Consider the following 23,412-nt stretch of genomic DNA (forward strand, 5'->3'; position numbering starts at 1 on the left):
CTTCTAACCGTTCGAAATCTCGACCAGCCTGTCGAGCACGGCAAGCGATCGGCCGCTGTCGATGGCTTGCGCCGCAGCGGCAATGCCGTCGGCAAGCGTGGTTGCCTTGCCCGCGACCACAAGTCCGGCGCCGGCGTTCATCAACACAGTGTCTCGATAGGCACCGGCGGCACCGCCCAGCATGTCACGCAACGCCCCGGCATTATAGGCGGCGTCGCCGCCGCGCAGTTCATCCTTGGTGTGGCGCTTCAGCCCAACGGCTTCCGGGGTCAATGTGAAGCTGCGTATCTCGCCGCCGACCAGTTCGGCCACCTGCGTTTCGCCAGTGGTGGTGATCTCGTCATAGCCGTCGCCGTGGACGACCCAGGCATGATCGGCGCCCAGCGTCTTCAGCGTCTCTGCCACCGGCATGATCCATTCGGGCAGGAACACGCCGACCATCTGCCTGCTGACACTGGCCGGATTGGAAAGCGGTCCAAGCAGATTGAAGATGGTGCGCGTGCCGAGTTCGACCCGGGTCGGGCCAACATGCTTCATCGCCGGATGATGCGCCGGCGCGAACATGAAGCCGACGCCGGCCTCCTGGATGCAGCGGCTAATCGTTTCGGGGGCAAGATCGATCTTGACGCCAAGCGCGATAAGGACGTCGGCGGAACCGGTCAGCGAGGAGAGGCCGCGGTTGCCGTGCTTGGCCACCGGCACGCCGCTGGCGGCGATGACGAAAGCGGACGCGGTGGATATGTTGACGCTATGCGAATTGTCGCCGCCGGTGCCGACGATATCGATGGCGCCATCAGGTGCTTCGACGCGCAGCATCTTGGCGCGCATGGTCGCGACGGCACCGGAAATCTCGCTCACTGTTTCGCCGCGCACACGCAGCGCCATCAGGAAGCCACCGATCTGGCCGGGCGTGGCATCGCCCGACATGATGATATCGAAGGCCTCGCGCGCTTCCTCGAAGGAAAGGGCGGTCCCTGTGGCGACCTTGGCGATATGCGTCTTCAGCGCGCTCATCTTGTCGAGGCTTGCGCAACGGCGGCCTGATCGATGCGGACGTCGTATTGCGTCTGCAACTGCGCCACCAATTGGTCGAGCAGGTCATCCGACATGCCGGAGTTGAAGGATTTCTGGGCATCTTCCGGCACGGAACTGACATCGGCCCCGGCTGGTTCGAACACCTCGGCCACCTTGAACAGGATCTGGCCATCGCCCGTGGGTGAGGGGATCAACCCGGTGCCGCCTTCGCCAACGCCGAACATCGCCGCTGCCCCTGCCTTGCCGAAATCGACGTCGTCGGCGTCACGCTTCACGCCGCGCTTGGTCTGCTTCTCGAGCTTGAGCTCGCCCGCAATCACATCGAGCGTGGTGCCGGCCTTGAGACGCTTTTCGAGTTCGTCCGCCTTGGCCGCGAGACGTTTTGTCGTCTCCGCCGCCGTCCAGTCCGCGACCACTTTCTGGCGCACTTCATCCAGCGTGCGGTCGCGGGCGGGCGTGATGGAATCATCCTCGTAGAAGACGAAGCCGTTGTCGGCTGTTGTCAGTGCATCATTCTCGGTGTGCAGTTCGGCGGCGAACACCGCCTTGATCAGGTCCGGCGATTCCGGCAGGTCCTTGACGATCGTCCCATCAGGCCTCAAGCCCGTGCGATCGATCGCATCGATGGTGATGACCTTCAGCTTCAGCTTGGCGGCCGCATCCGCAAGCGAACCGCCCGCCGCACGGGCATCCTCATAATTGTCGTGCACGTCCAACAGGATGCGGCTTGCCTCGCCCAGCGCCAGGTCCTTGCGGATCTGATCGGAGACCTCGGCCAGGGACTTGGTCACTTCAGGCTTGATCTCGGTGACGCGCAGCAAAACCGCACCAAAGGTGCCCTGTACGACGGGGCTGACTTCATTGACGTTGAGCGCGAAGGCAGCATCGGCAACAGCCTTGTCGGCGATCTTGTCCTTGGTGAGTGTGCCAAGCAGCGTATCGGCCTGCGTTTTGCCTTCAGCGGTGACGATCTTGTCGAAGGTGGCGCCAGTTCTGAGCGAATCGAGTGCCGCCTTGGCGGCCTCGGGAGTCTTGAACACCAGTTGTTCGATGGTGCGCTGTTCGGGCGTTGTGTAGCGGCCCTTGTTCTTGTTGTAGTCGTCGCTGACTTGAGCGTCGGTCACGGAACTCACATCCATGATGTCGACAGGCTCGAGCCGGACATAAGAGAATTTGCGGTATTCGGGCGCCGCGTAGGCTTTCTTATTTGTATCGAAATAGGCCGACAGCACGCTGTCGGACGGTGCCTCCACCGGCTCCACCAAGGCTTTCGGCAAGGTCAGGTAGTCGATGGTGCGGTCCTCGCCGCGATAGAGAGCGACCGCCTTGAAGAACGTATCCGGGGCCTTAAGCCCGTCGGAAACCGCTTCGACGATCTGCTGGCGCACCGCCACCTGGGCTCGGTTCTTCAGGTAGTCTTCCGGCCGCATGCCGACCTGACGCAGCAGGTATTCGAATGTTTTGCGGTCAAATGTGCCGCCAGGTCCCTTGAACGCGGGGTCTTCGCGCGTCAGTTCGGCCAGCCGGTCCTTGGAAAGGCCGAGGCCGAGCTTGCGCGCCTGTTCGTCGAGAACGGCGCCCGACACCAACTGCGCCAGCACTTGATTGTCGATGCCAAGTGCCTTCGCCTGCACCTGGGTGATGCGCTGGCCGAATTGCTGGGACAGCACGCTGAGTTGGCGATCATAGGCCAGACGATATTCGTTGATCGACACTTTGGTGCCGCCAGCCGTAATCACCGAGTCATGTCCGGCGAATCCGCCCATCAGCCGCCCGGAAATGCCCCAGGCGAGGAAACTCACCACAAGTAGCGAAAGCAGTGTCTTCGCGACCCAGGTTCCCGCCGCGTTTCTCAAGGTACCAAGCATGGTTACTTCCGATTTATGCGCATTTTCGCGTGCGCCGAGTCTGAAACAAGCGCAATAGCGCCCTTCCGGCCCACTGTCGATTGCTTTGTGGCTTGATTTTGGTAGTGAGGGCGAGAGCCGAATATTGCCCGGAGAAACAAACCCATGACGCCAGGAATCCGCCCGTTGATCGCCGGCAACTGGAAAATGAACGGTACCAGCGCCTCTCTCAATGAGCTCAGGATGATCGGCAATGGTTTCATGAGTGGGCTGGACGCGGATACCGAAGCGCTGGTCTGCGTTCCCGCGACCCTGCTCGCGCACGCCGCCGAGATCCTTTCACGTACCCCAGTGCGGGCGGGTGGCGAGGATTGCCACCCCAAGGAAAGCGGTGCCTATACCGGCTGCATTTCGGCCGAGATGCTGAAGGATGCTGGCGCCAGCCACGTCATCGTCGGCCATTCCGAGTGTCGCGAGCAGTGCGGCGACGACGACGCCACGGTGCAGGCGAAGGCGTCAGCCGCATGGCGCGCCGGGCTGATCGCCATTGTCTGCATTGGCGAGACCAAGGCCGAACGCGAGGTGGGCGCGGCGCTCAACATATTGTCCCGCCAGGTCGACGGTTCCGTGCCGTCAAATGCAACGGCGTCGAATACAGTCATTGCCTATGAGCCAGTATGGGCGATCGGGACAGGGCTGACGCCGACCGCCGCCGATGTTGCCGAGGCGCACGCGCACATCCGCGAACGACTGACCGAGAAGCTCGGGGCCGCGGCGGCCAGGATCCGGATTCTGTACGGTGGTTCGGTCAAGCCATCCAACGCCGTCGAACTGCTCGGCGTGAAGAACGTCGATGGCGCGCTGGTCGGCGGCGCTAGCCTGAAAGCGGCGGACTTTCTCGCAATCGCGGAAGCGTACCGCAGTATTTGAAGCCTGGTGTAGACCTCGGATGGGGCCTACACGGCGGCGCAAGTCGTTGCAAAGAACGTATTGCTTCCCATATTCGGCCCACGGGCTTGGAAATGCCGTTAAAGCATTGTATTGAGCCGCCTCCAAATCACCGGCCTTGTCCACGACCGGGCAAAGCCTTGCCAGGATAAACTATGCAAACCGTACTGATCGTCGTTCACCTCATGGTTGTGCTCGCCCTTGTCGGCGTGGTGCTGCTGCAACGCTCTGAAGGCGGCGGTCTTGGCATCGGCGGCGGATCGGGCTTCATGACCGCACGCGGCGCCGCCAACGCGCTGACACGGGCAACGGCGATCCTGGCGGCGGCTTTCTTCGTCACGTCGCTGACCCTGTCCGTCGTTGCCCGCTACGGCGAGAAGCCGATCGACATCCTCGACCGCGTGCCGGTAACGTCGGACAACGCGGGCAAGGGCGTGCTCAACCAGCTGCCCGGCACCGCGACGCCAACGCCGCCTTCGGGCAATACGGCACCCGCGACGCCTTCCAAGCCGGTGCCTCCCTCGGGTAATGACGCGGCGGCGACGCCACCGGCAACAGCGCCCGCGACGCCACCCGCGGCGGGTTCGACGGCGCAGCCGGCGACAAATGGCGTCACATTGCCGGTCACGCCCCAGGTTCCGAACCAGTAGGCCGGGTCTCCCGCCGCGATCTGTTGTCGATAGAACACAGTCGCGGCAAATGCCGCGCTATCACGAAGATTCGACTGGGTGCAGCGCAACAGCGCGCTTGAGACGCCTCCGTTTAATCGACTATAGATTGCATGCGGCATTTTCGGCGTCCTTGGGGGATGCCGGGCGACGCCGTGGGCAACAAGCATAGAACGATCGGATCTTCGCCATGCAGCTTCGCAGCTTCATTTTCCTGGGACTTTGCGCCGCACTCGGCCTGAGTTCCGCAGCCTTCGCCGGTACGCCGGTAAACATGATCGCATCGCCATCGGTTGAGAGAACCGATGCCATCAATATCGCTGTCAAAAGTGACGCGGCGCAACTGAGGATTCTGAAAAGAAAGAAGAATCCAACGTCCGAGGATCTTGCCCAGATCAGCAAGATCGAGGCCAGGATAGCGGCCGACAAGGAGACCGCTCAGGCCAAGGCGATCGAGGCCAGGAAGCTGGCCATGCGCGAAGCGGCCAAGGCCAGGGCTGACGCGGAACGCCAAGCCTTCCTTGCCTCGAAGGGCAAGCCCGCCGCGACCGAGGTAGCCGATGCCAAGCCCTCGAAAAAGATAACCAAGATCATCGAGCCGGTTCAGCCTATCGAACCGATCCAGTCGGCGGAGCCGATCCCCGCGGAAGCCATGAATGTCGCACTGACCGGCAACAATAGCGAACTGCGCAGCGAAGCGCCCGGACAGACACAGCAGAACACAGGCCTCTTTGCCGGGCTATTCGGCGGCACATCATCGGCGTCCTCGATTGCATATCTCCCGGAGACGCGCGCTCTGGATGCCGCGCTCGCCAAGAAGGAAGCCAGGAAGCAGTTCAAGGTGAAGCCGGAATTCGTCCCCCAGGACGTGACGTTCACCGGTTACGACGCAGGCACCATCGTCATCGACACCAGCGCGCGCCGCCTCTATCTGGTCGAATCATCGACCACCGCGCGCCGCTATGCGATCGCTGTCGGCCGCGAGGGCCTGCAGTTCAAGGGTACCGTTGCGGTGGGCGACAAGCAGGAATGGCCGCGGTGGATTCCGACGCTCGACATGCAGAAGCGGGAGCCCAGTCACTATGGCCGCTTCAAGGATGGCATGCCTGGCGGTGGCGAGAATCCGCTTGGAGCACGAGCCATCTATCTTTACGACGGCAAGAAGGACACCCATCTGCGCATTCACGGCACCATTGCGCCGCAGTCGATCGGAACCAGCGCCTCCAATGGCTGCTTCCGTATGATGAACGAGCACGTCATGGATCTCTATAGCCGCGTGAAGGTCGGTACCAAGGTCGTCATCATCTGACGCTCCCGTCTATATTGCCGAAAGGGCCGGCTTTGCCGGCCCTTTTGTTTTGACTTGCCCCGCGGGGCACCATGCCTTTTTGGGAAAAAACCTCAGCGGCCGTTTTTTCTCTGGCGGAATCAATTCGGCCGCGTTAAGCGATGACTCCCATGGTGCGATATGTATTCATCACAGGCGGCGTGGTTTCCTCACTTGGAAAAGGCATAGCCGCAGCGGCCCTTGGGGCTCTCTTGCAGGCGCGAGGCTATCGCGCACGCATCAAAAAACTCGATCCCTATCTGAATGTCGATCCCGGAACGATGTCGCCGTACCAGCACGGCGAGGTCTTCGTTACCGATGACGGGGCCGAGACCGATCTCGATCTTGGTCACTATGAGCGCTTCACCGGCCGCTCCGCCAACCAGCAAGACAACATCACCACCGGGCGCATCTACAAGAACATCATCGAGCGCGAGCGGCGCGGCGATTATCTTGGCGCCACGGTGCAGGTCATCCCCCACGTCACCGACGAGATCAAGAATTTCGTCCTCAACGGCAATGACGACTACGACTTCGTGCTGTGCGAGATCGGCGGCACCGTCGGCGACATCGAGGCGATGCCGTTTCTCGAGGCGATTCGTCAGCTTGGCAACGACCTGCCACGCAACAACGCCGTCTATGTGCATCTGACGCTGATGCCGTATATTCCGACCGCCGGCGAACTGAAGACCAAGCCGACACAGCATTCGGTCAAGGAACTGCGCGGCATCGGCATCGCACCGGACATCCTGCTGGTCCGCGCCGACCGGCCCATTCCCAAGGAAGAACGGCGCAAGCTGTCGCTGTTTTGCAATGTGCGGGAAAGTGCCGTCATCCAGGCGCTGGACGTACCGCATATCTACGACGTGCCGATGGCCTATCATAATGAAGGGCTGGATTCGGAAGTTCTCGCCGCGTTCGGCATCGAGCCGGCGCCGAAGCCCCGCATGGATCCATGGCAGGCTGTCTCCAACCGCATCCACAACCCGGAAGGCGAAGTGACCATCGCGGTGGTCGGCAAATACACCGGCCTCAAGGATGCCTACAAATCGCTGATCGAGGCGCTGTCGCATGGTGGCCTTGCCAACCGGGTCAAGGTCAAGCTCGACTGGATCGAGAGCGAGATTTTCGAGAAGGAAGACCCGACGCCCTGGCTTGAAAAGGTGCATGGCATCCTTGTTCCCGGCGGCTTTGGCGAGCGTGGCTCCGAAGGCAAGATTCTCGCGGCGATTCGCACGCGAGCGCAAGGTGCCGTATTTCGGCATCTGCTTCGGCATGCAGATGGCCTGCATTGAGGCCGCGCGCTCACTGGCCGGTGTCGAGCATGCGTCGTCGACTGAATTCGGTCCGACCAAGGAGCCCGTCGTTGGCCTGATGACCGAATGGCTGAAAGGCAACATGCTGGAGAAGCGGCGCGCAACCGGCGATCTCGGCGGCACGATGCGGCTCGGCGCTTATGAGGCCGACCTCGCCCAGGGATCGAAGATCGCCGAAATCTATGGCGACACCCGTATCTCGGAGCGCCACCGGCACCGCTACGAGGTCAATGTCGACTACAAGCAGCAACTTGAGGATTGCGGGCTGGTCTTTGCCGGCATGTCGCCCGACGGTGTGCTGCCGGAGACGGTCGAATATCCGGATCATCCGTGGTTCATCGGCGTACAGTATCACCCGGAGCTGAAAAGCCGGCCGCTTGATCCGCATCCACTCTTCGCGAGCTTCATCGAAGCCGCCGTGGAGCAGTCGCGGCTGGTGTAGGCAGCGCCAGCTGGTTTCCTGATGCAAACATATGTGGCGCTCCTCTACAGCATCATCTTGGGCGAGGGGCGCCGGGTGGTCATGTCCGATCTCAAGGTCATGGCGGAAAGTCTTGGACTGAAGAACCCGCGCACGCTTGCTGCGACCGGCAATCTGGTCTTCGACACCGACGAGACCGAGATTGCCGCGCTGGAGCTGTTGCTGGAGACTGCGTTCGAAGCGACCTTTGGCCGGCATGTCGACATCATCGTGCGCGACGCACCCGGCTGGCGAATGCTGGCGTCCGCAAACCCGTTTCCCACCGAATCGGTGGCCACGGGGGATCAGGTGGCCGTGCGGGTCATGCGCACGCCCGTTCCAGCCGAATCGGTCTCAGCTCTCGTGGCCTGTGTTGGCCCGGACGAAAAGATGCAGGCTGTTGGCGGCGACATCTGGGTTTTCCTTTCGCGGGAGACGCCGAACTCTCGCCTGCTGGCGGCGACAAGCCACAAACGTCTGGGCATCGGCACTTCGCGCAACTGGAACACGGTGCGCCGGCTGGCCGAGATGGTCGGAGCATAGAGACGGGGCGGCATGGCGCCGCCCCGAAACTGCCTGTCAGGCCTTGGCCGTCCTGGCGCCCGCGCCCAGAGCCGCGGTGCGCAGCACGTAGTAGATGACGCCGGCGATGGCGACGCCGAAGAACCAGCCATAGACACCCCACCAGGATGGCAGCAGGCTGGTGAAGTTGGGCAGGATCGACGAGAAGATCGCGCCTATGCCAGCCGCGATGAAGGCATTGACGTGCCAACCGCTCTGGAACCGGAATTCACCATTTTCCCTGTAGAGCGCATCGACATCCAACTCGCCCTTCCGGATCAGGTAGTAGTCTACCATCATCACACCGAAGATCGGTCCCATCGTCGCGCCGATGATATTGACGAAGGAGGCAGCACTGCCTTCCCACGGCGCGAAGGGGTAGAGCACGAGTGCGATCACGGCCGCGATATAGCCGCCTTTCTTGAAGTCGATCTGCCGGGGAAAGACGTTGGAGAAATCGAACGCCGGCGACACGAAGTTTGCCACCACGTTGATGCCGAGTGTTGCCACGGCGAAGGTCAGGGCCGCGAGTGCCGCCAGGAACCAGCTGTCGAACTTCGCCGAGATCTGGTCGGGATGGAGTAGCACTTCGTGATAGACGTCGAAGGCGGCAATGGTGGTGACGCCGGCGACCAGCGAGAACAGGATGAGGTTGATCGGCAGGCCCCAGATATTGCCCTTGCGCAGCGACGCCTTGTCAGGTGCATAGCGGGCGAAATCACAGAAGTTGAGATAGAGCGCCGAAAAATAGGTCACCCAGATCGCGGCCACCGCAAACAGCGAAGTCCACGACCCCGGTGTACCGGGCACGCCCGCATCCTTGGTCTTTTCGAGGAGCACGTCCATCGGAATGTCGCTGGTGAGGGCGAACCTTCCAGACTTGACGCAGAGATAGATGGCGAGGATCAGCATCATCACCCACACGGCGGGCCCGGCCCAGTCCTGGAAACGGCGCACCGTTTCCATGCCTCTCTGGATGATCAGGAGTTGCAGTGCCCAGATAATCACGAAGCAGATCACTTCCAGGCCCGTATGGCCCAGGAAATGCGTCGACTTGTTGAAGTCGTCGAACCACTGCAAGCGTGTCAGCAGCGCGACGATGGCGCCGGACGCCGCCGCGGTCTGTGCGCCGTACCAGAAGCAGGCAACGACCGCGCGCACCAGAGCCGGCACATTGGCGCCCCAGATGCCAAAGGAAGCGCGGGCAAGCACAGGGTAGGGCACTCCGGTCTTCACACCGGCGTAGCCGACCATATTCATCATCGCGTAGATGATCAGCGAACCGATGCCGATGGCGATGATGAAATTGACGAAACCACCGCAGAACAGGAAGAGACTGGCAGCCAGGTAGTAGCCCCAGAGGCTATGGACGTCCGACGTCCAGACGTTGAAAATCGAGAATGGCCCCCAGTTTCGAACCTTCGCCGGAGCGAGATCCTCATTGTAGAGGCCCGGTGACGCGCCTTGTATTGTCATTGTGGTGTGTTCCCCTTTTTTGCCGGACGCGCCCTCACGCGTTGACCACGCAGATTAAGCCTGACGCAAGGGAAGCGGCAACGGAGTGATTTGCCGGCTTTGAGCTTAAAGATATTCAATGAGAACCACTGTTATAGGATGACGACTGCGTTGCCGCCGAGATATCTCGCCAATGATTCGAGCTGTTCTCAGCGGCGTGGCCAATCCGCTTCTTTTTTCAGCCGATGGCTATTTTGTTGGGAACCAAATGGCAGGCTGTGAGTTTTGTAAAGTTCGATCGCAATGCGGTCGACCGGGAGGAAACTATGGATCGCTTGCATTTCTTTTCGCCGGTGCGGATTACGCGCGGGCAAGGACACCCCTTGGAAGAAGTCGATAGCGTAGCCGAAGCAATGGTATTTCTGCGGAAATGGCCAACCGGGCGGCGCGGGCCGGTCTATCAATGCGCGTTGAATTGCTGTTCCGCGGCTTTGTCGGGACAGATGTCGCCCGAGGAAGCGAGGAAGGCTTTCACGGGTTTTGCCCGGATTACCCGTTTGCTGGACGATGAGTCGGCAATGCCCATGGGTAGCGAAAGCATGGGGCACGTATACGCCCTGAGGCGGTAAACGCCTGATCCGGATTGCTACTTCAACGTCCGCGCTCGTAGCGGGTGCGGACGTGCGGTGGTTTTTGCCCCACTGCTCACCTGCGAGTGTATCCTGTGTTACGCTAGTGCGCGCCTTTGATGCGACGCCTCGCGAGTCGCCGTGCCGCTGGTCCAAATGATCGGCTGGCGGCGATCACGGCGCGACCGGGAGAAAGAACAATGCCCAAATGGCTCAAGATGGTCCTGGGAACAGTTGGCGCCATCGCCATCGCATTGGTCTGGGCAATAGCGGCCACATTGATGGGCGCTCCATCCATGCTGATCACGGTGGGAGCGGTCGCCATAGGGGCGGCGTCCTGCAGCTACCTCGGCCAAAGCTCGAGCTGACGCCAGTGAGCCGTTCAATCTAAACGACTCCCTGGTGCTCATGCCATCTGTCGGAACTGGCGTTCCGTCTAGGCGATGGCCATCACCCGCTTGTGGTCAGCAACTTCGGACAGCAGCCAATCCTGAAACAGGCCGGTGCCCGGCTTGTTGCCGATGCTGCGACGCTGATGCAGGTAAATCCCGGCCGGATAGGTATGGCGAGCGCGAAACGGTGCGACGAGTTTGCCTTGCTCCAGAAAATCCTGGGCCATCATCGTGTCGGCAAGCGCGATGCCGGCGCCATTGATCGCCTCGCGCATGATGAGCGTGCAATCATCCAGAGTTGTGCTGGACTTCGGCGTCGTGTCCGAAACGCCTTCCTGCTCCAACCACCGCCTCCATCTCATACTCTCACATTCATGGATGAGATGGTGATTGACCAGATCAGCGGGTGAACGCAGCGGCACGGGCCCTTCGAGCAGTGAGGGCGCACAGACCGGCGTCAGAACCAGCGGGATCAGCAGCGTCAAGGCCGGGCCGGCCTTGTAGACGAACTCGTCGATGATGGCCAAGTCGAAGTTTGCGCGCTTGCCCGATGTCGAGATCTCCAGATCGACGGACGGGTGCAGTCGCCGAAAATTCGGCAACCGGTCCGCCAGCCAGAGGTTCAGAACAGCCGGCACGCACAAGACCCTGACACGTTGGGCCTTGCTGTGGCGCGGGCCGTCGGAGAGGCTGACATCGTCGGTGGCGCGCCAGATGGCCTCGAACGCTTCCGAGAGGCTTCGCGCATAGTAAGAACCTCTCGTGGTCGGCGTTATCTGGCGAAAGCCGCGCTCGAAAAGATCCTGGCCGAGATTCCTTTCAAGCGCGCGGATGTGTCGGCTGATAGCCGAGGGTGTCAGATGCAGCTCTTCCGCTGCATCCTTGACACTGCCGAGACGCGCAGCGGCTTCGAAAGCGCGCATGCCATTGAGTGATGGTAAGGCCATCCGTCGATCATGAATTGTCAGTTGAGTTTTTGTCAATCGATAGGGACAAAATTGGCGTTTGATCGCCTGCCCTGTTCAGGGATACCGAAAGGGCAAGAGCAACTAAGTCGTCTTAAGAAAACGACTATTTGGGGACTCCGGTACCATTCCACCGGCGGCGGAGATCGGCGTGACCGGTTTCCACCGGTGGCGGGCGTAGCTTGGCCGCATGACACCACAACATGTCGAAAGCCGACGCTTCAGCCGGTATCGCCGCAATAGGAGAGAATGCCAGTCTATGCCTCAATCGCCAGTGCCGGTCTTCGAAACGGCTGACGAGATTTCCGCGGAAACCTCTGTCGTCGTGATCCTGCAAACTGCCCAGAACGGCTTTGGCCCTCGGGCAGCGGCACTGGATGCTGACATGGGCGGGATTCTGTCCCGGGCCTGCTCAGACCCCGCCGCGCTAGCGGAATCCGGCGCCTGCATCGATCTCATCGCTCCGCAGGCTGTGTCGGCCCGGCGTGTGATCGTACTGGCATTGGGCAAAGCTGAAGCCGTAACCACCCTGTCCTTGGCGCGTGCCGGCGGGTTACTTGCCGCGCATCTGGAAAGCAAAGGGGAATGTTCGGCCACGATCGTCCTTGATCCCATCGCAGGCATTGACTTGCCCGGTGCGGAAATCCTGGCGCGCGTCGCGCTTGGCATGCGGCTGCGGCGCTATCGTTTCGACATGCGCAATCAGCGGCAAGGCGCGGGGGCGGATCGAACCTTGCGGGTGCGGCTGATCGGAGCAAGCGGCGCGGACGTGACCTCGGCGCTGGTCCGGATCAATGCCATCGCGGATGGCGTCGAATATGCGCGGACCCTGGTCAACCTGCCGCCGAACCATCTCCATCCCGACAATTTCCACGATCATCTCGAGCCGCTGCGCGAAGCCGGCATCGACGTCGAAATGCTCGACGCCGCACAGCTGAAAGAGCTCGGCATGAACGCGCTTCTTGCCGTCGGTGCGGGCTCGGCACGACCGCCACGGGTCGCGGTCCTGCGCTACCGCGGCAAGGGTGCCCCCACGCAGCCGCTCGCTTTCGTGGGCAAGGGTGTCTGTTTTGATTCCGGTGGCCTCTGCATCAAGGGCGGGACGCAGATGTTCGACATGAAGGCCGACATGGGTGGGGCGGCCGCGGTCGTCGGCCTGATGATAGCACTCGCGCGACAAGGCAGCCCGGTCCACGCGGTCGGCGTGCTGGGCATCGCCGAGAACATGCCCTCGGGCACCGCGCTCAAACCACGCGACATCATCACGACGGCCTCGGGACAGACCGTGGAAGTGTTCGACACGGATGCGGAAGGACGCCTGCTTTTGGCCGACTGCCTGCATTATGCGGCCACCCGATTCAACCCATCAGTGATCGTCGATCTGGCCACGCTGACCTATTCGGTGACGCGCGGCCTGGGATCGATATTCGCCGGGCTGTTCAGCACCGACGATGCCATCGCGTCACAGATGATCGCGGCCGGAGAAGTGGTTGGCGAGCGGTTCTGGCGACTGCCGCTCGACCGGGCCTACGACGAAGGATTGCAGTCGCCATTCGCCGACCTCCGCCACCACGCCAAGGATATGGAAGATGGTGACGCTCCGTATGCCGCGGCCTTCCTGCGCCATTTCACGCAAGACCGCCCCTGGGTGCATCTCGATATCGCCAGCAAGGAACTGACCGACACCGATCGGCCCTTGGCCCGGCAAGGCGCCACGGCATTCGGCGTGCAGATGCTGGAAGAGTGGGTGCGGGCCAGCCGCAAGGTGAACTAGGTGCCTGCCGTTACGGACAACGACAAGACGCCTTCAAGCGCACGGGGAATTGGGATGTCGTCTGAGATCATTGCCAGGGCAGGGCGGGCCGCCTTCGGCGGCTACGAAACCTGGTACCGGATCAGCGGCGAACTGAATGCCGACAAAGCCCCGGTGGTGATCCTGCATGGCGGTCCGGGCGTCGCGCACAACTATGTCGATGCCTACAAGCTTCTTGCGCTGAGAGATCGCGCCGTCATCCACTACGACCAGTTGGGGTGCGGCAATTCCACTTTGTTGCCGCAGAAGGGCGTCGACTTCTGGTCGCCACGGCTTTTCATCGATGAGCTTGAAAACCTGGTCGACCATCTCGGCATCCGCGCCGGCTTCCATGTCCTCGGCCAGAGCTGGGGCGGCATGCTGGGTGCCGAATATGCGGTAACGCGGCCGAAGGGGTTGAAGTCGCTGACCATCGCCAACTCGCCGGCTTCCATGAAGCTGTGGGTCGAAGAGGCCAACCGGTTGCGCGCCGACCTGCCTGAGGATGTGCAGGAGACGCTGACCCGGCACGAACAGGCCGGGACGACGGAGGATACCGCTTACCAAGAGGCGACGATGGTGTTCTACGAACGGCATGTCTGCCGGGTCGTGCCTTTTCCGCCCGAAGTGACCGAGAGTTTCGCCCAGGTTGCCCGCAATCCGACTGTCTACAATGTCATGAACGGGCCCAACGAATTCCACGTCATCGGCACGCTGAAGGCCTGGAGCATCATCGACCGCCTGCCGGCCATCGATGTTCCCACACTGATCATCTCCGGACGTCATGACGAGGCCACTCCCGCGACCGTGCAGCCCTTCAAGGACGGTATCAAGGGATCGCGCTGGGAGATATTCGAGCATTCCAGCCACATGCCGCATGTCGAAGAGCAGGATGCGTGCATGCGGGTGGTGGGAGACTTCCTGGACTGCAACGACAACTGAGAAAAGGGGATCAAGCATGAAGAAACTGTTTTTGGCGGCGTCAGCCGCCGCATTGCTGGCCGGCACATGGCTGGCTCCGGCGCAGGCCGAATATCTCAAGGAACACCGAGGGGGCACCATTCGCCTGCTGGCCCGCTCTGCCGCGGGAACGCTCGATCCGCACATCAACTACACCGACCAGGGTTGGCAATTGTACCAGCCGATCTATGACGGCCTTGTTGCCTTCCGCAAAGCCGAGGGCATGGACGGCTTCACCATCGTGCCGGATCTGGCCGAGGCGTTGCCGCAGGTCAGCAATGACGGCAAGACCTTCACCTTCAAGCTGCGCAAAGGCATCAAGTTCTCCAACGGCCAGGAGCTTGGCGTGAAGGACGTCGTCGCCTCCTTCCAGCGCATCTTCAAGGTTTCCGGCCCGACCTCCGGTACTTTCTATGCCGGCATCGTCGGCGCCGACAAATGCCTGGCCGACACCAAGAGCTGCACGCTGGAAGGCGGCGTTGTCGGTGACGAGGCGGCCGGCACGGTCACCATCAACATCACCAAGCCGGATGCCGAGATTCTCTACAAGCTTGCCTTGCCGCATGCCGTGGTCCTGCCGGCGGACACGGCCGCGGAGGACATGGGATCGACGCCCATTCCCAGCACCGGCCCGTACATGATCTCTACTTTCGACCCCAACAAGGGCATGACGATCTCGCGCAACCCCAATTTCAAGCAGTGGAGCCAGGAAGCTCAGCCGGATGGCTATCCGGATGTCGTCCAATATGATTTCGGCCTGTCCGAGGAAGCAGCCGTTACCGCGATCCAGAACGGCGAGGCAGACTGGATGTTCGACGCGCTGCCCAGCGACCGCCTGGGCGAACTTGGCAGCAAGTTCATGGACCAGCTGCACATCTCGCCGCTTTCGGCTTGGTGGTACGCGCCGCTGAACACCCGTATCGCTCCGTTCGACAACGAAAAGGCCCGCCAGGCTGTTGCCTTTGCGATCGACCGCAACACGCTGGTCAAGCTCTTCGGCGGCAAGGTGCTGGCCTCCCCAGTCTGCCAAGTCCTGCCTCCGGACTTTCCCGGTCATGAGGACTACTGCCCCTACACCAAGAACCCCGGCGCCAAGTGGTCGGCGCCTGATCTAGACAAGGCAAAGCAGCTCGTCGAGGAGTCGGGCACGAAGGGTCAGAAGGTGACCATCATCGTCGAGGACACGGCCGTATCCCGGTCCATCGGCGTCTATCTGCAGAGCGTTCTGACCAGCATTGGCTATGCCGCCGACGTCAAGCCGATTTCAGCCAATATCCAGTTCACCTACATTCAGAACTCCAACAACAAGGTGCAGATGTCCGTTACCCAATGGTACAAGGACTATCCCGCGGCATCGGACTTCCTGAATATCCTGTTCAGCTGCGCATCCTACCGCGAGGGCTCGGACGCTTCGATCAATATAGCCGGCTTCTGCGACAAGGAGATCGACGCCAAGATGCAGAAGGCACTTGATCTTGGCGTGACCGATCAGAAAGCGGCCGACAAGATGTGGGCTGAAATCGACAGGCAGGTGACGGACAAGGCGCCGGCCGTCGGCCTCTTCACGCCGAAGCGGCTCGACTTCGTCAGCAAGCGCCTGGGCAATTTCAAGTTCAACCGGCAGTTCAACTGGATGATCACCCAGTCCTGGGTGCAGTAACGAACTGTGGAGGGCACGTCCGTGTTGAACGAAGCCGTTGCCGTGCCGCGCAAGACGCGAGGGCCGTGGGCCGTCGCGCTTGCGAAGCTGACAAGGAACAGGGCCGCCATGGCGTCCCTGTCCGTGTTCCTCCTCATTGCCTTTGCCTGTCTCAGCGCGCCTCTCTATGCAAAGTGGGCAGGCGTGGACCCATTCGCCTCGACGCTCGACGCCGTCATCCAGATCGACGGCGCCGACGTGCCGGTGATGGAGCCATCGACCGAAGGGCTTGGTCTCGGCTACACGCCGCTCGGCCCGACCTGGCAGCTTGGAAACTATTTCCTCGGCGCGGACAGCCAGGGCCGCGATGTCATGGCCAGGATGCTTTATGGCGGGCTCAGTTCGCTGTTGATCTCCGGGGCGGCGACCATCTTTACCCTGCTCATAGGCACAGCGGCGGGTCTCGTCGCCGGCTATTTTGGTGGCATCACAGACACGGTGCTGTCGCGCTTGCTGGATGTCCTGTGGGCGTTCCCGATCTACCTGCTGGCGATTTCGCTTTCCATCGTCACCATAGCGCAAGGCATCGCGATCGGGCCGATCGAGATCGAGTCCGGCAGTCTGTGGCTGCCTGTCATCATCATCGGCATCGTCTACGTGCCCTATGTGGCGCGCCCGATACGCGGGCAGGTTCTGTCGCTGCGCAACAGCGAATTCGTGATGGCCGCGATCAATCTGGGCGTGCCAGGCGCGAGAATCCTGTGGCGCGACATCCTGCCAAACATCACCACTACGCTCATCGTCTTCGTGCCGCTGATGATGGCGCTGAACATGCTGACGGAATCGGCGTTGTCCTTCCTTTCGATCGGCGTGCAACCGCCCGCGGCGAGTTGGGGCACCATCATCCAGGACGGACAGGCCTTGCTTTACACGCGGCCGCTGGTGGCGCTGGCGCCCGGTTTGGCGATCGCCATCTCCGTCATGGCGCTCAATGTCTTCGGCGACGGCCTGCGCGACGCGCTTGACCCACGCTCCAAGGTCCGGCTGGGGCGCGACTGATGATCTACGCAATCCTGCGCCGTTTCGGTCAGATGCTGTTCGTGATGTTCGGCATCTCGGTCATCGTCTTCCTGATTTTCTTCGCGACTCCGGGCGCCGACCCCGCCGCGCGCATCGCCGGGCGCAACGCATCGCCCGAAGTGCTGGAAGCGGTGCGCCACAGTTTCGGCTTCGACCGGCCGCTCTACGTGCAATATGTGAAGATGATGGAGAAGATCTTCGTCACGGGCGATCTCACCTCCTTCGTCAATCGTGGTTGGAAGGTGGTTCCGGCGGTGCTGGATTCCATCCCGGTCACGCTCTCCCTGGTGTTCGGGGCGGCGATCCTGTGGGTGGTGGTATCCATCATCATCGGCGTCGTCGCCGCCGCCACTCGCGACAGCTGGCTGGACAAGCTTCTGATGGCGCTGGGGTTGCTCGGCATTTCCATGCCGGTCTACTGGCTGGGCGAGGTGATGAACCTGATCACCCAGAGCCGCTACCATGACAGCTGGGCGTTCTCCTGGGTGCCGCCGCTTGGCTACAAGAACTTCTCCGACGATCCCAAGGGCTGGTTCCTGACGCTGGTCATTCCGTGGATCACGCTGGCCATTCTCTACATCGGCATCTACGGGCGCGTCTTGCGCGCGGCGATCATCGAATCCCTGCAGGAAGACTATATCCGTACGGCCCGCGCCAAGGGCCTGTCGGAAACCCGCATCCTGCTGCGCCATGCCCTGCGCACCTCGCTCATCGCCTTCATCACTTTGTTCGGCCTGGACTTCGGCGCGCTGGTGGGTGGCTCCGCCCTGCTGACTGAAGTGGTGTTCGGGCTGCACGGGATAGGCAAACTCACCTATGACGCGCTGCAGAACCTCGATCTGCCGATGATCATGGCAACGGTGATGTACGCTTCCATGTTCGTGGTCATCGCCAACGCGGTGGTTGATTTCATCTACATCCTTCTCGATCCGCGCCTGAGGACATCATGATACTGTCGGTGCGCGATCTTCGAGTGTCCTTCCGCGCCGATGACGGCCTAGTGCGGGCCATAGACGGCGTTTCCTTCGATCTCGAAGAGGGCGAGATCCTCGGCGTCGTCGGTGAATCCGGCTCCGGCAAGACCGTGTCGCTGCTGGCTGTCATGGGTCTCATCACCGATCCTAACGCGGTCATCGAAGGCTCGATCCGCTACAAGGGCCGCGAGCTGGTGGGACTGCCCGCGCGCGAGCTCCGACGCCTGCGCGGCAACGAGATCGCGATGATCTTCCAGGACCCGATGACGGCGCTGACGCCGGTCTACACGATCGGCTGGCAGATCGCCGAACAGATCCGCGCGCATCGCAACATCAGCAAATCCAAGGCGATGGAGCGCGTGGAAGAACTGTTGGCCGAAGTGAACTTTCCCAACCCCCACGAGGCGATGTCACGCTATCCGCATCAGCTCTCCGGCGGTATGCGCCAGCGGGCGGTGATTGCCATGGCGCTGTCCTGCAATCCGGCACTGCTGGTGGCGGACGAGCCGACCACGGCGCTCGACGTCACGGTGCAGGCAGGCATTCTCGACCTCGTGCGCAAGCTGCGCGCGACATACAATTCGGCGGTGGTCTTCATCACGCACGATATGGGCGTGGTCTCCGAACTCGCCGATCGTGTGATGGTCATGTATGCTGGGCGCGTTGTGGAACGCGGCAGCCGCATGGAGCTGTTTTCCGACCCGAGGCACCCCTATACGCGCGCGCTGCTCGGTTCGATCCCACCGCTGACGGGCGAAAGGCCGCGCCGCCTGCCGGCCATTCCCGGGTCGCCGCCGTCGCTGCTGCGATTGCCGCAAGGCTGCGCCTTCGGTCCGCGTTGCCCTGTTCAATACGAGCCCTGTGTGACCGGCAAGCCCGACCTAGGTGTCGGCACTCACGCCGCGGCGTGCTTCCGTGTGGCACAGGCATGAGCGGACCGATGATCGATAAAGACCAGCCAATCCTCGAAACGCGTTCGCTCGGCAAGCGCTTCTCGATCGGCTCCCGGTTCTCCTCCGAAGGCAAGCGAACCGTCCATGCGGTCGACAATGTTTCGCTGTCGGTGCGGCGCGGCGAGACGGTTGGTCTGGTCGGGGAATCCGGATGCGGCAAGTCCACGCTGGCGCGTTGCCTGGTGAGGCTCTACGACATCACCGACGGTAAGCTCCTGTTCGAAGGCGACGACATCACCTCGAAGTCTCTGTCAGAACTGAGGCCGCTGCGGCGGCGTCTGCAAATGGTGTTTCAGGACCCGTCGGCCTCGCTCAATCCGCGCCGTCGCGTCGGCGATCTGGTGGCTGAGCCGCTGCGGATCCATACCAAGCTTTCCTCGCGCGAGATCACCAGGCGCGTCGCGGAACTGTTCGACCTCGTTGGACTGCTACCGGACCATGTCATGCGCTACCCGCACGAATTCTCCGGCGGGCAACGCCAGCGTGTCGGCATCGCGCGGGCCATCGCCCTCAATCCCGATCTGGTCGTGTTGGACGAACCCGTCTCCGCGCTCGACGTGTCGGTGCAAGCGCAGATCGTCAACCTGCTTGCCGACCTCCAGGAGAAGCTGAACCTCACCTACATCTTCATCGCCCACGACCTGTCGGTGGTGCGTCAGGTCTCGACCCGCATCGCGGTCATGTATCTTGGCTCCATCGTAGAGGAGGGGCCCGCGGAAGAGGTGTTTGCAACACCTGCCCATCCCTACAGCCAGGCGCTGATCTCTGCTGTTCCTGTCGTGGAGACGACGCCCAGCGGGACGCGCAAGCGCATCATCCTGACCGGTGACGTGCCGAGCCCGCTCAAACCTCCGTCCGGATGCCGCTTCCACCCAAGATGCCCGATCGCGGTGGAGCGTTGCCGTACGGAGCGGCCAGAGGTGAGGGAATATCAACCCGGTCGCAAAGTGGCCTGCCACTTCCCGACGATGTAGCAAGGGCCGGGGACAGTTCGCATACCTCAGGAGCTTTTCGCGCGGTGCCAAGCGGCGGCACCGGCCATCCGCGCGAGTTCCAATGGCATAGCCCTCCATTTCCAGGCGGACACTCCCCAATGAGACAGAGTTGGATTCGCTGAGCGAGTTCAGAGGATAATTTCTGGCTCACCTAAGCACGACGCACCGTCATGAGGGTCATTCGCGCCCGTCGTTCTTCGACACTTCACGAGCCTCATGGAGCAGGTAGGGCAAGCTGATCTGTATGAAGGCTTCGACCGGCAAGTGAACTCAGGTGCGCAGTGGAAGAAAATCTGGCCCTGCGGCTCTCTCTTGAATTTTACTGTGCTAACGCGCCCGCGCTAAGGCAAAGAGAAGTCCTTCGCTGTATGGTCTGGAGCGCTGAACCTGTTGATCATTTGCCGGCTTTCCTTTCTCGATCGTCGTGCTCGCGGATGATGGCCAGGGCCAGCCGCATCTGCAGGGATGCCGTCTGACGAAAAGAGGATTCAATGCGCATCGCTCGGACCTCGCTCACCATCATCCTTTCGTTGGTCGTGACAATTCTGACTGCCTGGGCCGGACTTGCCATGTGGTACCGCCTGCCTGCCGCAGAGCTCGGACGGGGTATCGCCGCTGGCTTTTTCATCTTGTTTGGCCTCGCCACAGTCATCGCGCTCTTCAGCCGGTTTCGCATCCGGACGTTTACCCTGTTTGCCGTTGCGTTTGCCTTGGTTCTGGTTTGGTGGAGTTCCATCAAGCCCTTGGGCCATGCGGATTGGGCGCCGGATGTCGCTCGTCAGGTAACCGGCACGCGCGACGGAAATCTGTTGACGCTGAAAGACGTGCGCGACTTTGAATGGCGTAGCGACACCGATTTCACCGAACGCTGGACGACACGGACCTACGACCTGTCCACACTTCAGACTACCGACCTCTTCATGTCATATTGGTCCGGGACCAAGATCGCCCATGTCATCGTGAGCTTTGGCTTCGCAGGTGGTGACTATCTCGCCTGGTCCATCGAGGTGCGGCGGCGTAGCGGCGGCGAGTTTTCGCCACTGGCGGACCTGTTCAAGAGCAATCCCCTTGTCATCATCGCCGCCGATGAGCGCGATGTGGTCGGCGTCAGGTCGAATGTTCGGGGAGAGGACGTCTAGATCTATCGCCTGAACGTGTCGACAAATGCGGCCCGAGCGCTTCTGCTGGAATACGTCTCCGATGCAAATGCGCTTTCCACGACTCCGGAATTCTACAATTCGCTTACGACGAACTGCACCACGACGATCGTCAAGATGATGCACGCGGTTGGTGACGTGGTCCCTCTCGACTGGCGCCTCATCGTCAACGGCTACTTGCCTGATTATGCATATGCACGGGGGGCACTCGACACTCGCCTGCCATTGTCGACTTTGAGGGACTTAGCCCACATAGACGAGCGCGCGCGGGAGTCGGCTCTTTCGCCAGATTTTTCGAGATCGATCCGCGTTGGCGTGCCGTCTCCGTTCCAAAATGGGAATTGATCTCCGCATTATGTCGGGCAGCCGCGTCGGTTGACCAAACCGACCACGTGAATTCTCCACCGCCTGGAGGGGGGTACGCTCACCGGCCAATCACGATTTGACTCAGAAGGGTTGGCATAGAGTCGGAGGGAGAGCGCTCTGTGGCGCGGTGCCCATCCGCCGTCAATTTCGCCGAGCGAAGGCCTGTGATAGGAAGCCCGAAAAGGGAAAAGGGTTGTCGGAAACACGAAGCCAGGGATCGTGGTGCGCGTCAGCCTTTGCAGAGGAATTCCGCGGGGGTGTCTTTGCCACGCAGCGGCGACTCCGGACCCGGCTTCTCGATCGTGACGTGATCCGCTACGCTCAGGCGCGCGATCTCGCCGCCCATATGCTCCTTCATCTGGATGACCTGTCGGGTTGCTGGTCCATCGCCACCAACTGGCTGCGGGCCGAGTTTGGATGCCAGCGCGTCGACACCGGTTTCGGAGTGCGCGAGGCCAAGGACTATTTCCCTGGCTTTGCGGAAGCAAAAGACACGGACTACGATGTTCTTTCGTTCGGTGGCGGCAAAGCCGTCGACAATCGCGATGTCGCGATGCAGGCCATGTGGCTGGACCCTCGCCCGGTGATCTTTGCCGATATTAAGCAGGACAGCCGCATCACGATGCGGCTGCGGCAACGGCTTTCCGGAGCCCGGACGAAATCGAAGTTCGCCTGGGCGCTTCGGACCGAACGCGGCAGCTTGAATATGAGTGTTTGTTCGGACGTAATCAAGGTCGACCAGGAGCTGAGTTCATGGTCTGATTGGGTGCCTGTCAGATCACGCCGTTCCGCTGCGATGCGGGAGGAAGCATTTTTTGTGCGGCCACTTTTCTGGCTATACCGATAAGCTTATCCAACCGGGTGCTCTTTAGGCGCCAGTAATGGAGATAAAGGGGGATGAATAGCTCCGCGCTTTCAATGACGGTGATCAGTTTGCCTGAAACGATGAAATCTTGAACAAGTCTGCGCGGCATGACCGCGTAGCCCACTCCCGCCACTGCCGCGGACAGCAGTGCGTACCAATCCGGCAGATAGTGTCGCTGCTTGATACTGATCATAGGTCCCAGCAGTTCACCAATCCGCTGAGTGTGAATATCGGCCTGATCAAACAATAATAGCGAAGTCCCTGACGTTATCCGCCCTTCATCGTTTGGTCGTGGAGGGTGAACTGGCGAGGCGACTGCAACGTATTCAAGCATGCAAGAGCGACACAATCACACCCACTGGGAGGCGTTGCCTCCGCTGAAACCGCAGCAACAGCAGTGCCATCGGTTAGCAATTTGACAGTTTCATGTTGATCCGCGCATCTGACGTCCAGCCCTCCAATGCCCAGAGAAACAAACTCGATAGCAACATCGGAAAACCATGTTGCCAGCGATCCGTGGTTGACCGCTACGGTTAAGCCGATGGGGCATTCATTGCCAATAAGCGTTTGCCTCGCATCATCAATCAGCAATTCAACTTGCTGAGCCAAGCGAATCAGCGTTTCACCGGCGTGTGTCAATCGGACCGGAGACGATCGCACGATCAGGATCTGGCCAATGCTTTCCTCGATCTGCTTGATTCTCTGGGACATCGCACCTGGAGTTACGTGTAGCAGCGCTGCTGCCGCGTTGAAGCTTCCGGTGTTCTTCAGTGCGAGCAGTGACGATAATTCACGCAGTTCGATCATGGATACGCATTTCTGTTTGTTGGCTTTGGCGTGACGCTTTGATAGTTGCTGACGGCGTGCCAACTCTATCCCGGAAGGCCGTTGGATATCAGCATGACCCGTCGATCCGCCGCGGAAATTGTTAAGAAGCCGCGACCAAGTCCTGCGCATCGCTCCGCAGTGTTCCCCGTCAGCACCTGTGTCCCAGATTTGAGGTTGTGAATTAAGGAGGGTTTTGATCT

Annotated in this window: 21 protein-coding genes and 2 pseudogenes; 16 read left to right on the forward strand and 7 right to left on the reverse strand. The window is 61.1% G+C overall.

The features are described from left to right. Window positions 1-3: 3 nt before the first annotated feature. Window positions 4-1,014 (reverse strand): anthranilate phosphoribosyltransferase, encoded by a 1,011-nt coding sequence (gene trpD / locus LGH82_RS03025; RefSeq protein ID WP_227347239.1) that lies wholly within the window; start codon window positions 1,012-1,014, stop codon window positions 4-6. Further along, on the reverse strand, window positions 1,011-2,903 hold the full coding sequence (locus LGH82_RS03030) for a SurA N-terminal domain-containing protein (RefSeq protein ID WP_227347240.1): 1,893 nt from the start codon (window positions 2,901-2,903) through the stop codon (window positions 1,011-1,013). The genes trpD and LGH82_RS03030 overlap by 4 nt, the downstream gene beginning before the upstream one ends. 144 nt (window positions 2,904-3,047) lie before the next feature. Here LGH82_RS03030 and tpiA point away from each other — a divergent pair, with 144 nt between their 5' ends. The 5 genes and pseudogenes from tpiA (at window position 3,048) to LGH82_RS03055 (ending at window position 8,144) form a co-directional block, all read left to right on the forward strand. Further along, window positions 3,048-3,812, forward strand: coding sequence for a triose-phosphate isomerase (gene tpiA / locus LGH82_RS03035; protein WP_227347241.1), 765 nt, complete (start codon window positions 3,048-3,050; stop codon window positions 3,810-3,812). Between the two features lie 173 nt (window positions 3,813-3,985). After that, a complete protein-coding gene (gene secG / locus LGH82_RS03040) occupies window positions 3,986-4,480 on the forward strand; it encodes a preprotein translocase subunit SecG (protein ID WP_227347242.1) in 495 nt (164 codons plus the stop codon). A 208-nt stretch (window positions 4,481-4,688) separates the two neighbouring features. Beyond that, on the forward strand, window positions 4,689-5,807 hold the full coding sequence (locus LGH82_RS03045; protein WP_227347243.1) for a L,D-transpeptidase family protein: 1,119 nt from the start codon (window positions 4,689-4,691) through the stop codon (window positions 5,805-5,807). Window positions 5,808-5,947: 140 nt separating this feature from the next. Then, window positions 5,948-7,583, forward strand: a pseudogene (locus tag LGH82_RS03050) (CTP synthase). 21 nt (window positions 7,584-7,604) lie between these two features. Continuing rightward, window positions 7,605-8,144, forward strand: coding sequence for a DUF1697 domain-containing protein (locus LGH82_RS03055; protein WP_227347244.1), 540 nt, complete (start codon window positions 7,605-7,607; stop codon window positions 8,142-8,144). Between the two features lie 36 nt (window positions 8,145-8,180). On the opposite strand, the gene LGH82_RS03060 is transcribed toward LGH82_RS03055, so the two are convergent. Further along, window positions 8,181-9,638: an NCS1 family nucleobase:cation symporter-1 gene (locus tag LGH82_RS03060; RefSeq protein ID WP_227347245.1), complete on the reverse strand. Its 1,458-nt coding sequence runs from the start codon at window positions 9,636-9,638 to the stop codon at window positions 8,181-8,183. A gap of 305 nt (window positions 9,639-9,943) precedes the next feature. Between LGH82_RS03060 and LGH82_RS03065 the strand changes: the two genes are divergently transcribed. Together LGH82_RS03065 and LGH82_RS03070 are read left to right on the forward strand one after the other, a co-directional pair. Continuing rightward, on the forward strand, window positions 9,944-10,246 hold the full coding sequence (locus tag LGH82_RS03065) for a DUF982 domain-containing protein (RefSeq protein WP_227349463.1): 303 nt from the start codon (window positions 9,944-9,946) through the stop codon (window positions 10,244-10,246). A gap of 200 nt (window positions 10,247-10,446) precedes the next feature. After that, complete coding sequence (locus LGH82_RS03070) at window positions 10,447-10,614, forward strand: hypothetical protein (RefSeq protein WP_227347246.1); 168 nt, start codon at window positions 10,447-10,449, stop codon at window positions 10,612-10,614. Between the two features lie 68 nt (window positions 10,615-10,682). Here the strand turns inward: LGH82_RS03070 and LGH82_RS03075 are convergent, their stop codons facing one another. Continuing rightward, window positions 10,683-11,585: a LysR substrate-binding domain-containing protein gene (locus tag LGH82_RS03075; protein WP_227347247.1), complete on the reverse strand. Its 903-nt coding sequence runs from the start codon at window positions 11,583-11,585 to the stop codon at window positions 10,683-10,685. A gap of 277 nt (window positions 11,586-11,862) precedes the next feature. Between LGH82_RS03075 and LGH82_RS03080 the strand changes: the two genes are divergently transcribed. From LGH82_RS03080 to LGH82_RS03110, 7 genes are read left to right on the forward strand one after another with little or no spacing between them, the layout of a single operon-like run. Further along, the gene (locus LGH82_RS03080; protein WP_227347248.1) at window positions 11,863-13,377 is read left to right on the forward strand and encodes a leucyl aminopeptidase; all 1,515 of its coding nucleotides are present in this window, start codon (window positions 11,863-11,865) and stop codon (window positions 13,375-13,377) included. Between the two features lie 54 nt (window positions 13,378-13,431). Then, complete coding sequence (locus LGH82_RS03085; RefSeq protein ID WP_227347249.1) at window positions 13,432-14,337, forward strand: proline iminopeptidase-family hydrolase; 906 nt, start codon at window positions 13,432-13,434, stop codon at window positions 14,335-14,337. A 16-nt stretch (window positions 14,338-14,353) separates the two neighbouring features. Then, window positions 14,354-16,015 carry an ABC transporter substrate-binding protein gene (locus LGH82_RS03090; RefSeq protein ID WP_227347250.1) on the forward strand — a complete coding sequence of 554 codons (1,662 nt, stop codon included), beginning with the start codon at window positions 14,354-14,356 and terminating at the stop codon, window positions 16,013-16,015. 21 nt (window positions 16,016-16,036) lie between these two features. After that, the gene (locus LGH82_RS03095; protein WP_227347251.1) at window positions 16,037-17,053 is read left to right on the forward strand and encodes an ABC transporter permease; all 1,017 of its coding nucleotides are present in this window, start codon (window positions 16,037-16,039) and stop codon (window positions 17,051-17,053) included. Then, window positions 17,053-18,024, forward strand: coding sequence for an ABC transporter permease (locus tag LGH82_RS03100; RefSeq protein ID WP_227347252.1), 972 nt, complete (start codon window positions 17,053-17,055; stop codon window positions 18,022-18,024). Before LGH82_RS03095 ends, LGH82_RS03100 begins: the two co-directional genes overlap by 1 nt. Continuing rightward, on the forward strand, window positions 18,021-18,980 hold the full coding sequence (locus tag LGH82_RS03105; RefSeq protein WP_227347253.1) for an ABC transporter ATP-binding protein: 960 nt from the start codon (window positions 18,021-18,023) through the stop codon (window positions 18,978-18,980). The genes LGH82_RS03100 and LGH82_RS03105 overlap by 4 nt, the downstream gene beginning before the upstream one ends. An 8-nt stretch (window positions 18,981-18,988) precedes the next feature. Then, complete coding sequence (locus LGH82_RS03110; protein ID WP_227347254.1) at window positions 18,989-19,975, forward strand: ABC transporter ATP-binding protein; 987 nt, start codon at window positions 18,989-18,991, stop codon at window positions 19,973-19,975. 415 nt (window positions 19,976-20,390) lie between these two features. Here LGH82_RS03110 and LGH82_RS03115 read toward each other — a convergent pair whose 3' ends face one another. Beyond that, on the reverse strand, window positions 20,391-20,567 hold the full coding sequence (locus tag LGH82_RS03115) for a hypothetical protein (RefSeq protein WP_227349755.1): 177 nt from the start codon (window positions 20,565-20,567) through the stop codon (window positions 20,391-20,393). Between LGH82_RS03115 and LGH82_RS03120 the strand changes: the two are divergent. Further along, window positions 20,488-21,498, forward strand: a pseudogene (locus LGH82_RS03120) (DUF4105 domain-containing protein). The gene LGH82_RS03115 and the pseudogene LGH82_RS03120 overlap by 80 nt on opposite strands. A 328-nt stretch (window positions 21,499-21,826) precedes the next feature. Next, the gene (locus tag LGH82_RS03125; RefSeq protein WP_227347255.1) at window positions 21,827-22,366 is read left to right on the forward strand and encodes a hypothetical protein; all 540 of its coding nucleotides are present in this window, start codon (window positions 21,827-21,829) and stop codon (window positions 22,364-22,366) included. Here LGH82_RS03125 and LGH82_RS33550 read toward each other — a convergent pair. Both LGH82_RS33550 and LGH82_RS03135 read right to left on the reverse strand, forming a co-directional pair. Next, window positions 22,293-22,718 (reverse strand): LysR substrate-binding domain-containing protein, encoded by a 426-nt coding sequence (locus LGH82_RS33550; RefSeq protein ID WP_227347256.1) that lies wholly within the window; start codon window positions 22,716-22,718, stop codon window positions 22,293-22,295. The genes LGH82_RS03125 and LGH82_RS33550 overlap by 74 nt on opposite strands. Then, window positions 22,652-23,191 (reverse strand): LysR family transcriptional regulator, encoded by a 540-nt coding sequence (locus LGH82_RS03135; protein ID WP_227347257.1) that lies wholly within the window; start codon window positions 23,189-23,191, stop codon window positions 22,652-22,654. Before LGH82_RS03135 ends, LGH82_RS33550 begins: the two co-directional genes overlap by 67 nt. Window positions 23,192-23,412 lie beyond the last annotated feature (221 nt).

Source organism: Mesorhizobium sp. PAMC28654, from assembly GCF_020616515.1.
GTDB lineage: Bacteria > Pseudomonadota > Alphaproteobacteria > Rhizobiales > Rhizobiaceae > Mesorhizobium.

Coding starts and splice junctions, on each gene's coding strand:
- LGH82_RS03070 (WP_227347246.1), top strand. CDS start 10,447: ATGCCCAAATGGCTCAAGATGGTCCTGGGAACAGTTGGCGCCATCGCC.
- LGH82_RS03135 (WP_227347257.1), bottom strand. CDS start 23,191: ATGATCGAACTGCGTGAATTATCGTCACTGCTCGCACTGAAGAACACC.
- trpD (WP_227347239.1), bottom strand. CDS start 1,014: ATGAGCGCGCTGAAGACGCATATCGCCAAGGTCGCCACAGGGACCGCC.
- LGH82_RS03105 (WP_227347253.1), top strand. CDS start 18,021: ATGATACTGTCGGTGCGCGATCTTCGAGTGTCCTTCCGCGCCGATGAC.
- LGH82_RS03030 (WP_227347240.1), bottom strand. CDS start 2,903: ATGCTTGGTACCTTGAGAAACGCGGCGGGAACCTGGGTCGCGAAGACA.
- LGH82_RS03080 (WP_227347248.1), top strand. CDS start 11,863: ATGCCTCAATCGCCAGTGCCGGTCTTCGAAACGGCTGACGAGATTTCC.
- LGH82_RS03100 (WP_227347252.1), top strand. CDS start 17,053: ATGATCTACGCAATCCTGCGCCGTTTCGGTCAGATGCTGTTCGTGATG.
- LGH82_RS33550 (WP_227347256.1), bottom strand. CDS start 22,718: ATGCTTGAATACGTTGCAGTCGCCTCGCCAGTTCACCCTCCACGACCA.
- LGH82_RS03090 (WP_227347250.1), top strand. CDS start 14,354: ATGAAGAAACTGTTTTTGGCGGCGTCAGCCGCCGCATTGCTGGCCGGC.
- LGH82_RS03065 (WP_227349463.1), top strand. CDS start 9,944: ATGGATCGCTTGCATTTCTTTTCGCCGGTGCGGATTACGCGCGGGCAA.
- LGH82_RS03055 (WP_227347244.1), top strand. CDS start 7,605: ATGCAAACATATGTGGCGCTCCTCTACAGCATCATCTTGGGCGAGGGG.
- secG (WP_227347242.1), top strand. CDS start 3,986: ATGCAAACCGTACTGATCGTCGTTCACCTCATGGTTGTGCTCGCCCTT.
- LGH82_RS03085 (WP_227347249.1), top strand. CDS start 13,432: ATGTCGTCTGAGATCATTGCCAGGGCAGGGCGGGCCGCCTTCGGCGGC.
- LGH82_RS03075 (WP_227347247.1), bottom strand. CDS start 11,585: ATGGCCTTACCATCACTCAATGGCATGCGCGCTTTCGAAGCCGCTGCG.
- LGH82_RS03115 (WP_227349755.1), bottom strand. CDS start 20,567: ATGGCAAGTCCGGCCCAGGCAGTCAGAATTGTCACGACCAACGAAAGG.
- LGH82_RS03045 (WP_227347243.1), top strand. CDS start 4,689: ATGCAGCTTCGCAGCTTCATTTTCCTGGGACTTTGCGCCGCACTCGGC.
- LGH82_RS03060 (WP_227347245.1), bottom strand. CDS start 9,638: ATGACAATACAAGGCGCGTCACCGGGCCTCTACAATGAGGATCTCGCT.
- tpiA (WP_227347241.1), top strand. CDS start 3,048: ATGACGCCAGGAATCCGCCCGTTGATCGCCGGCAACTGGAAAATGAAC.
- LGH82_RS03110 (WP_227347254.1), top strand. CDS start 18,989: ATGATCGATAAAGACCAGCCAATCCTCGAAACGCGTTCGCTCGGCAAG.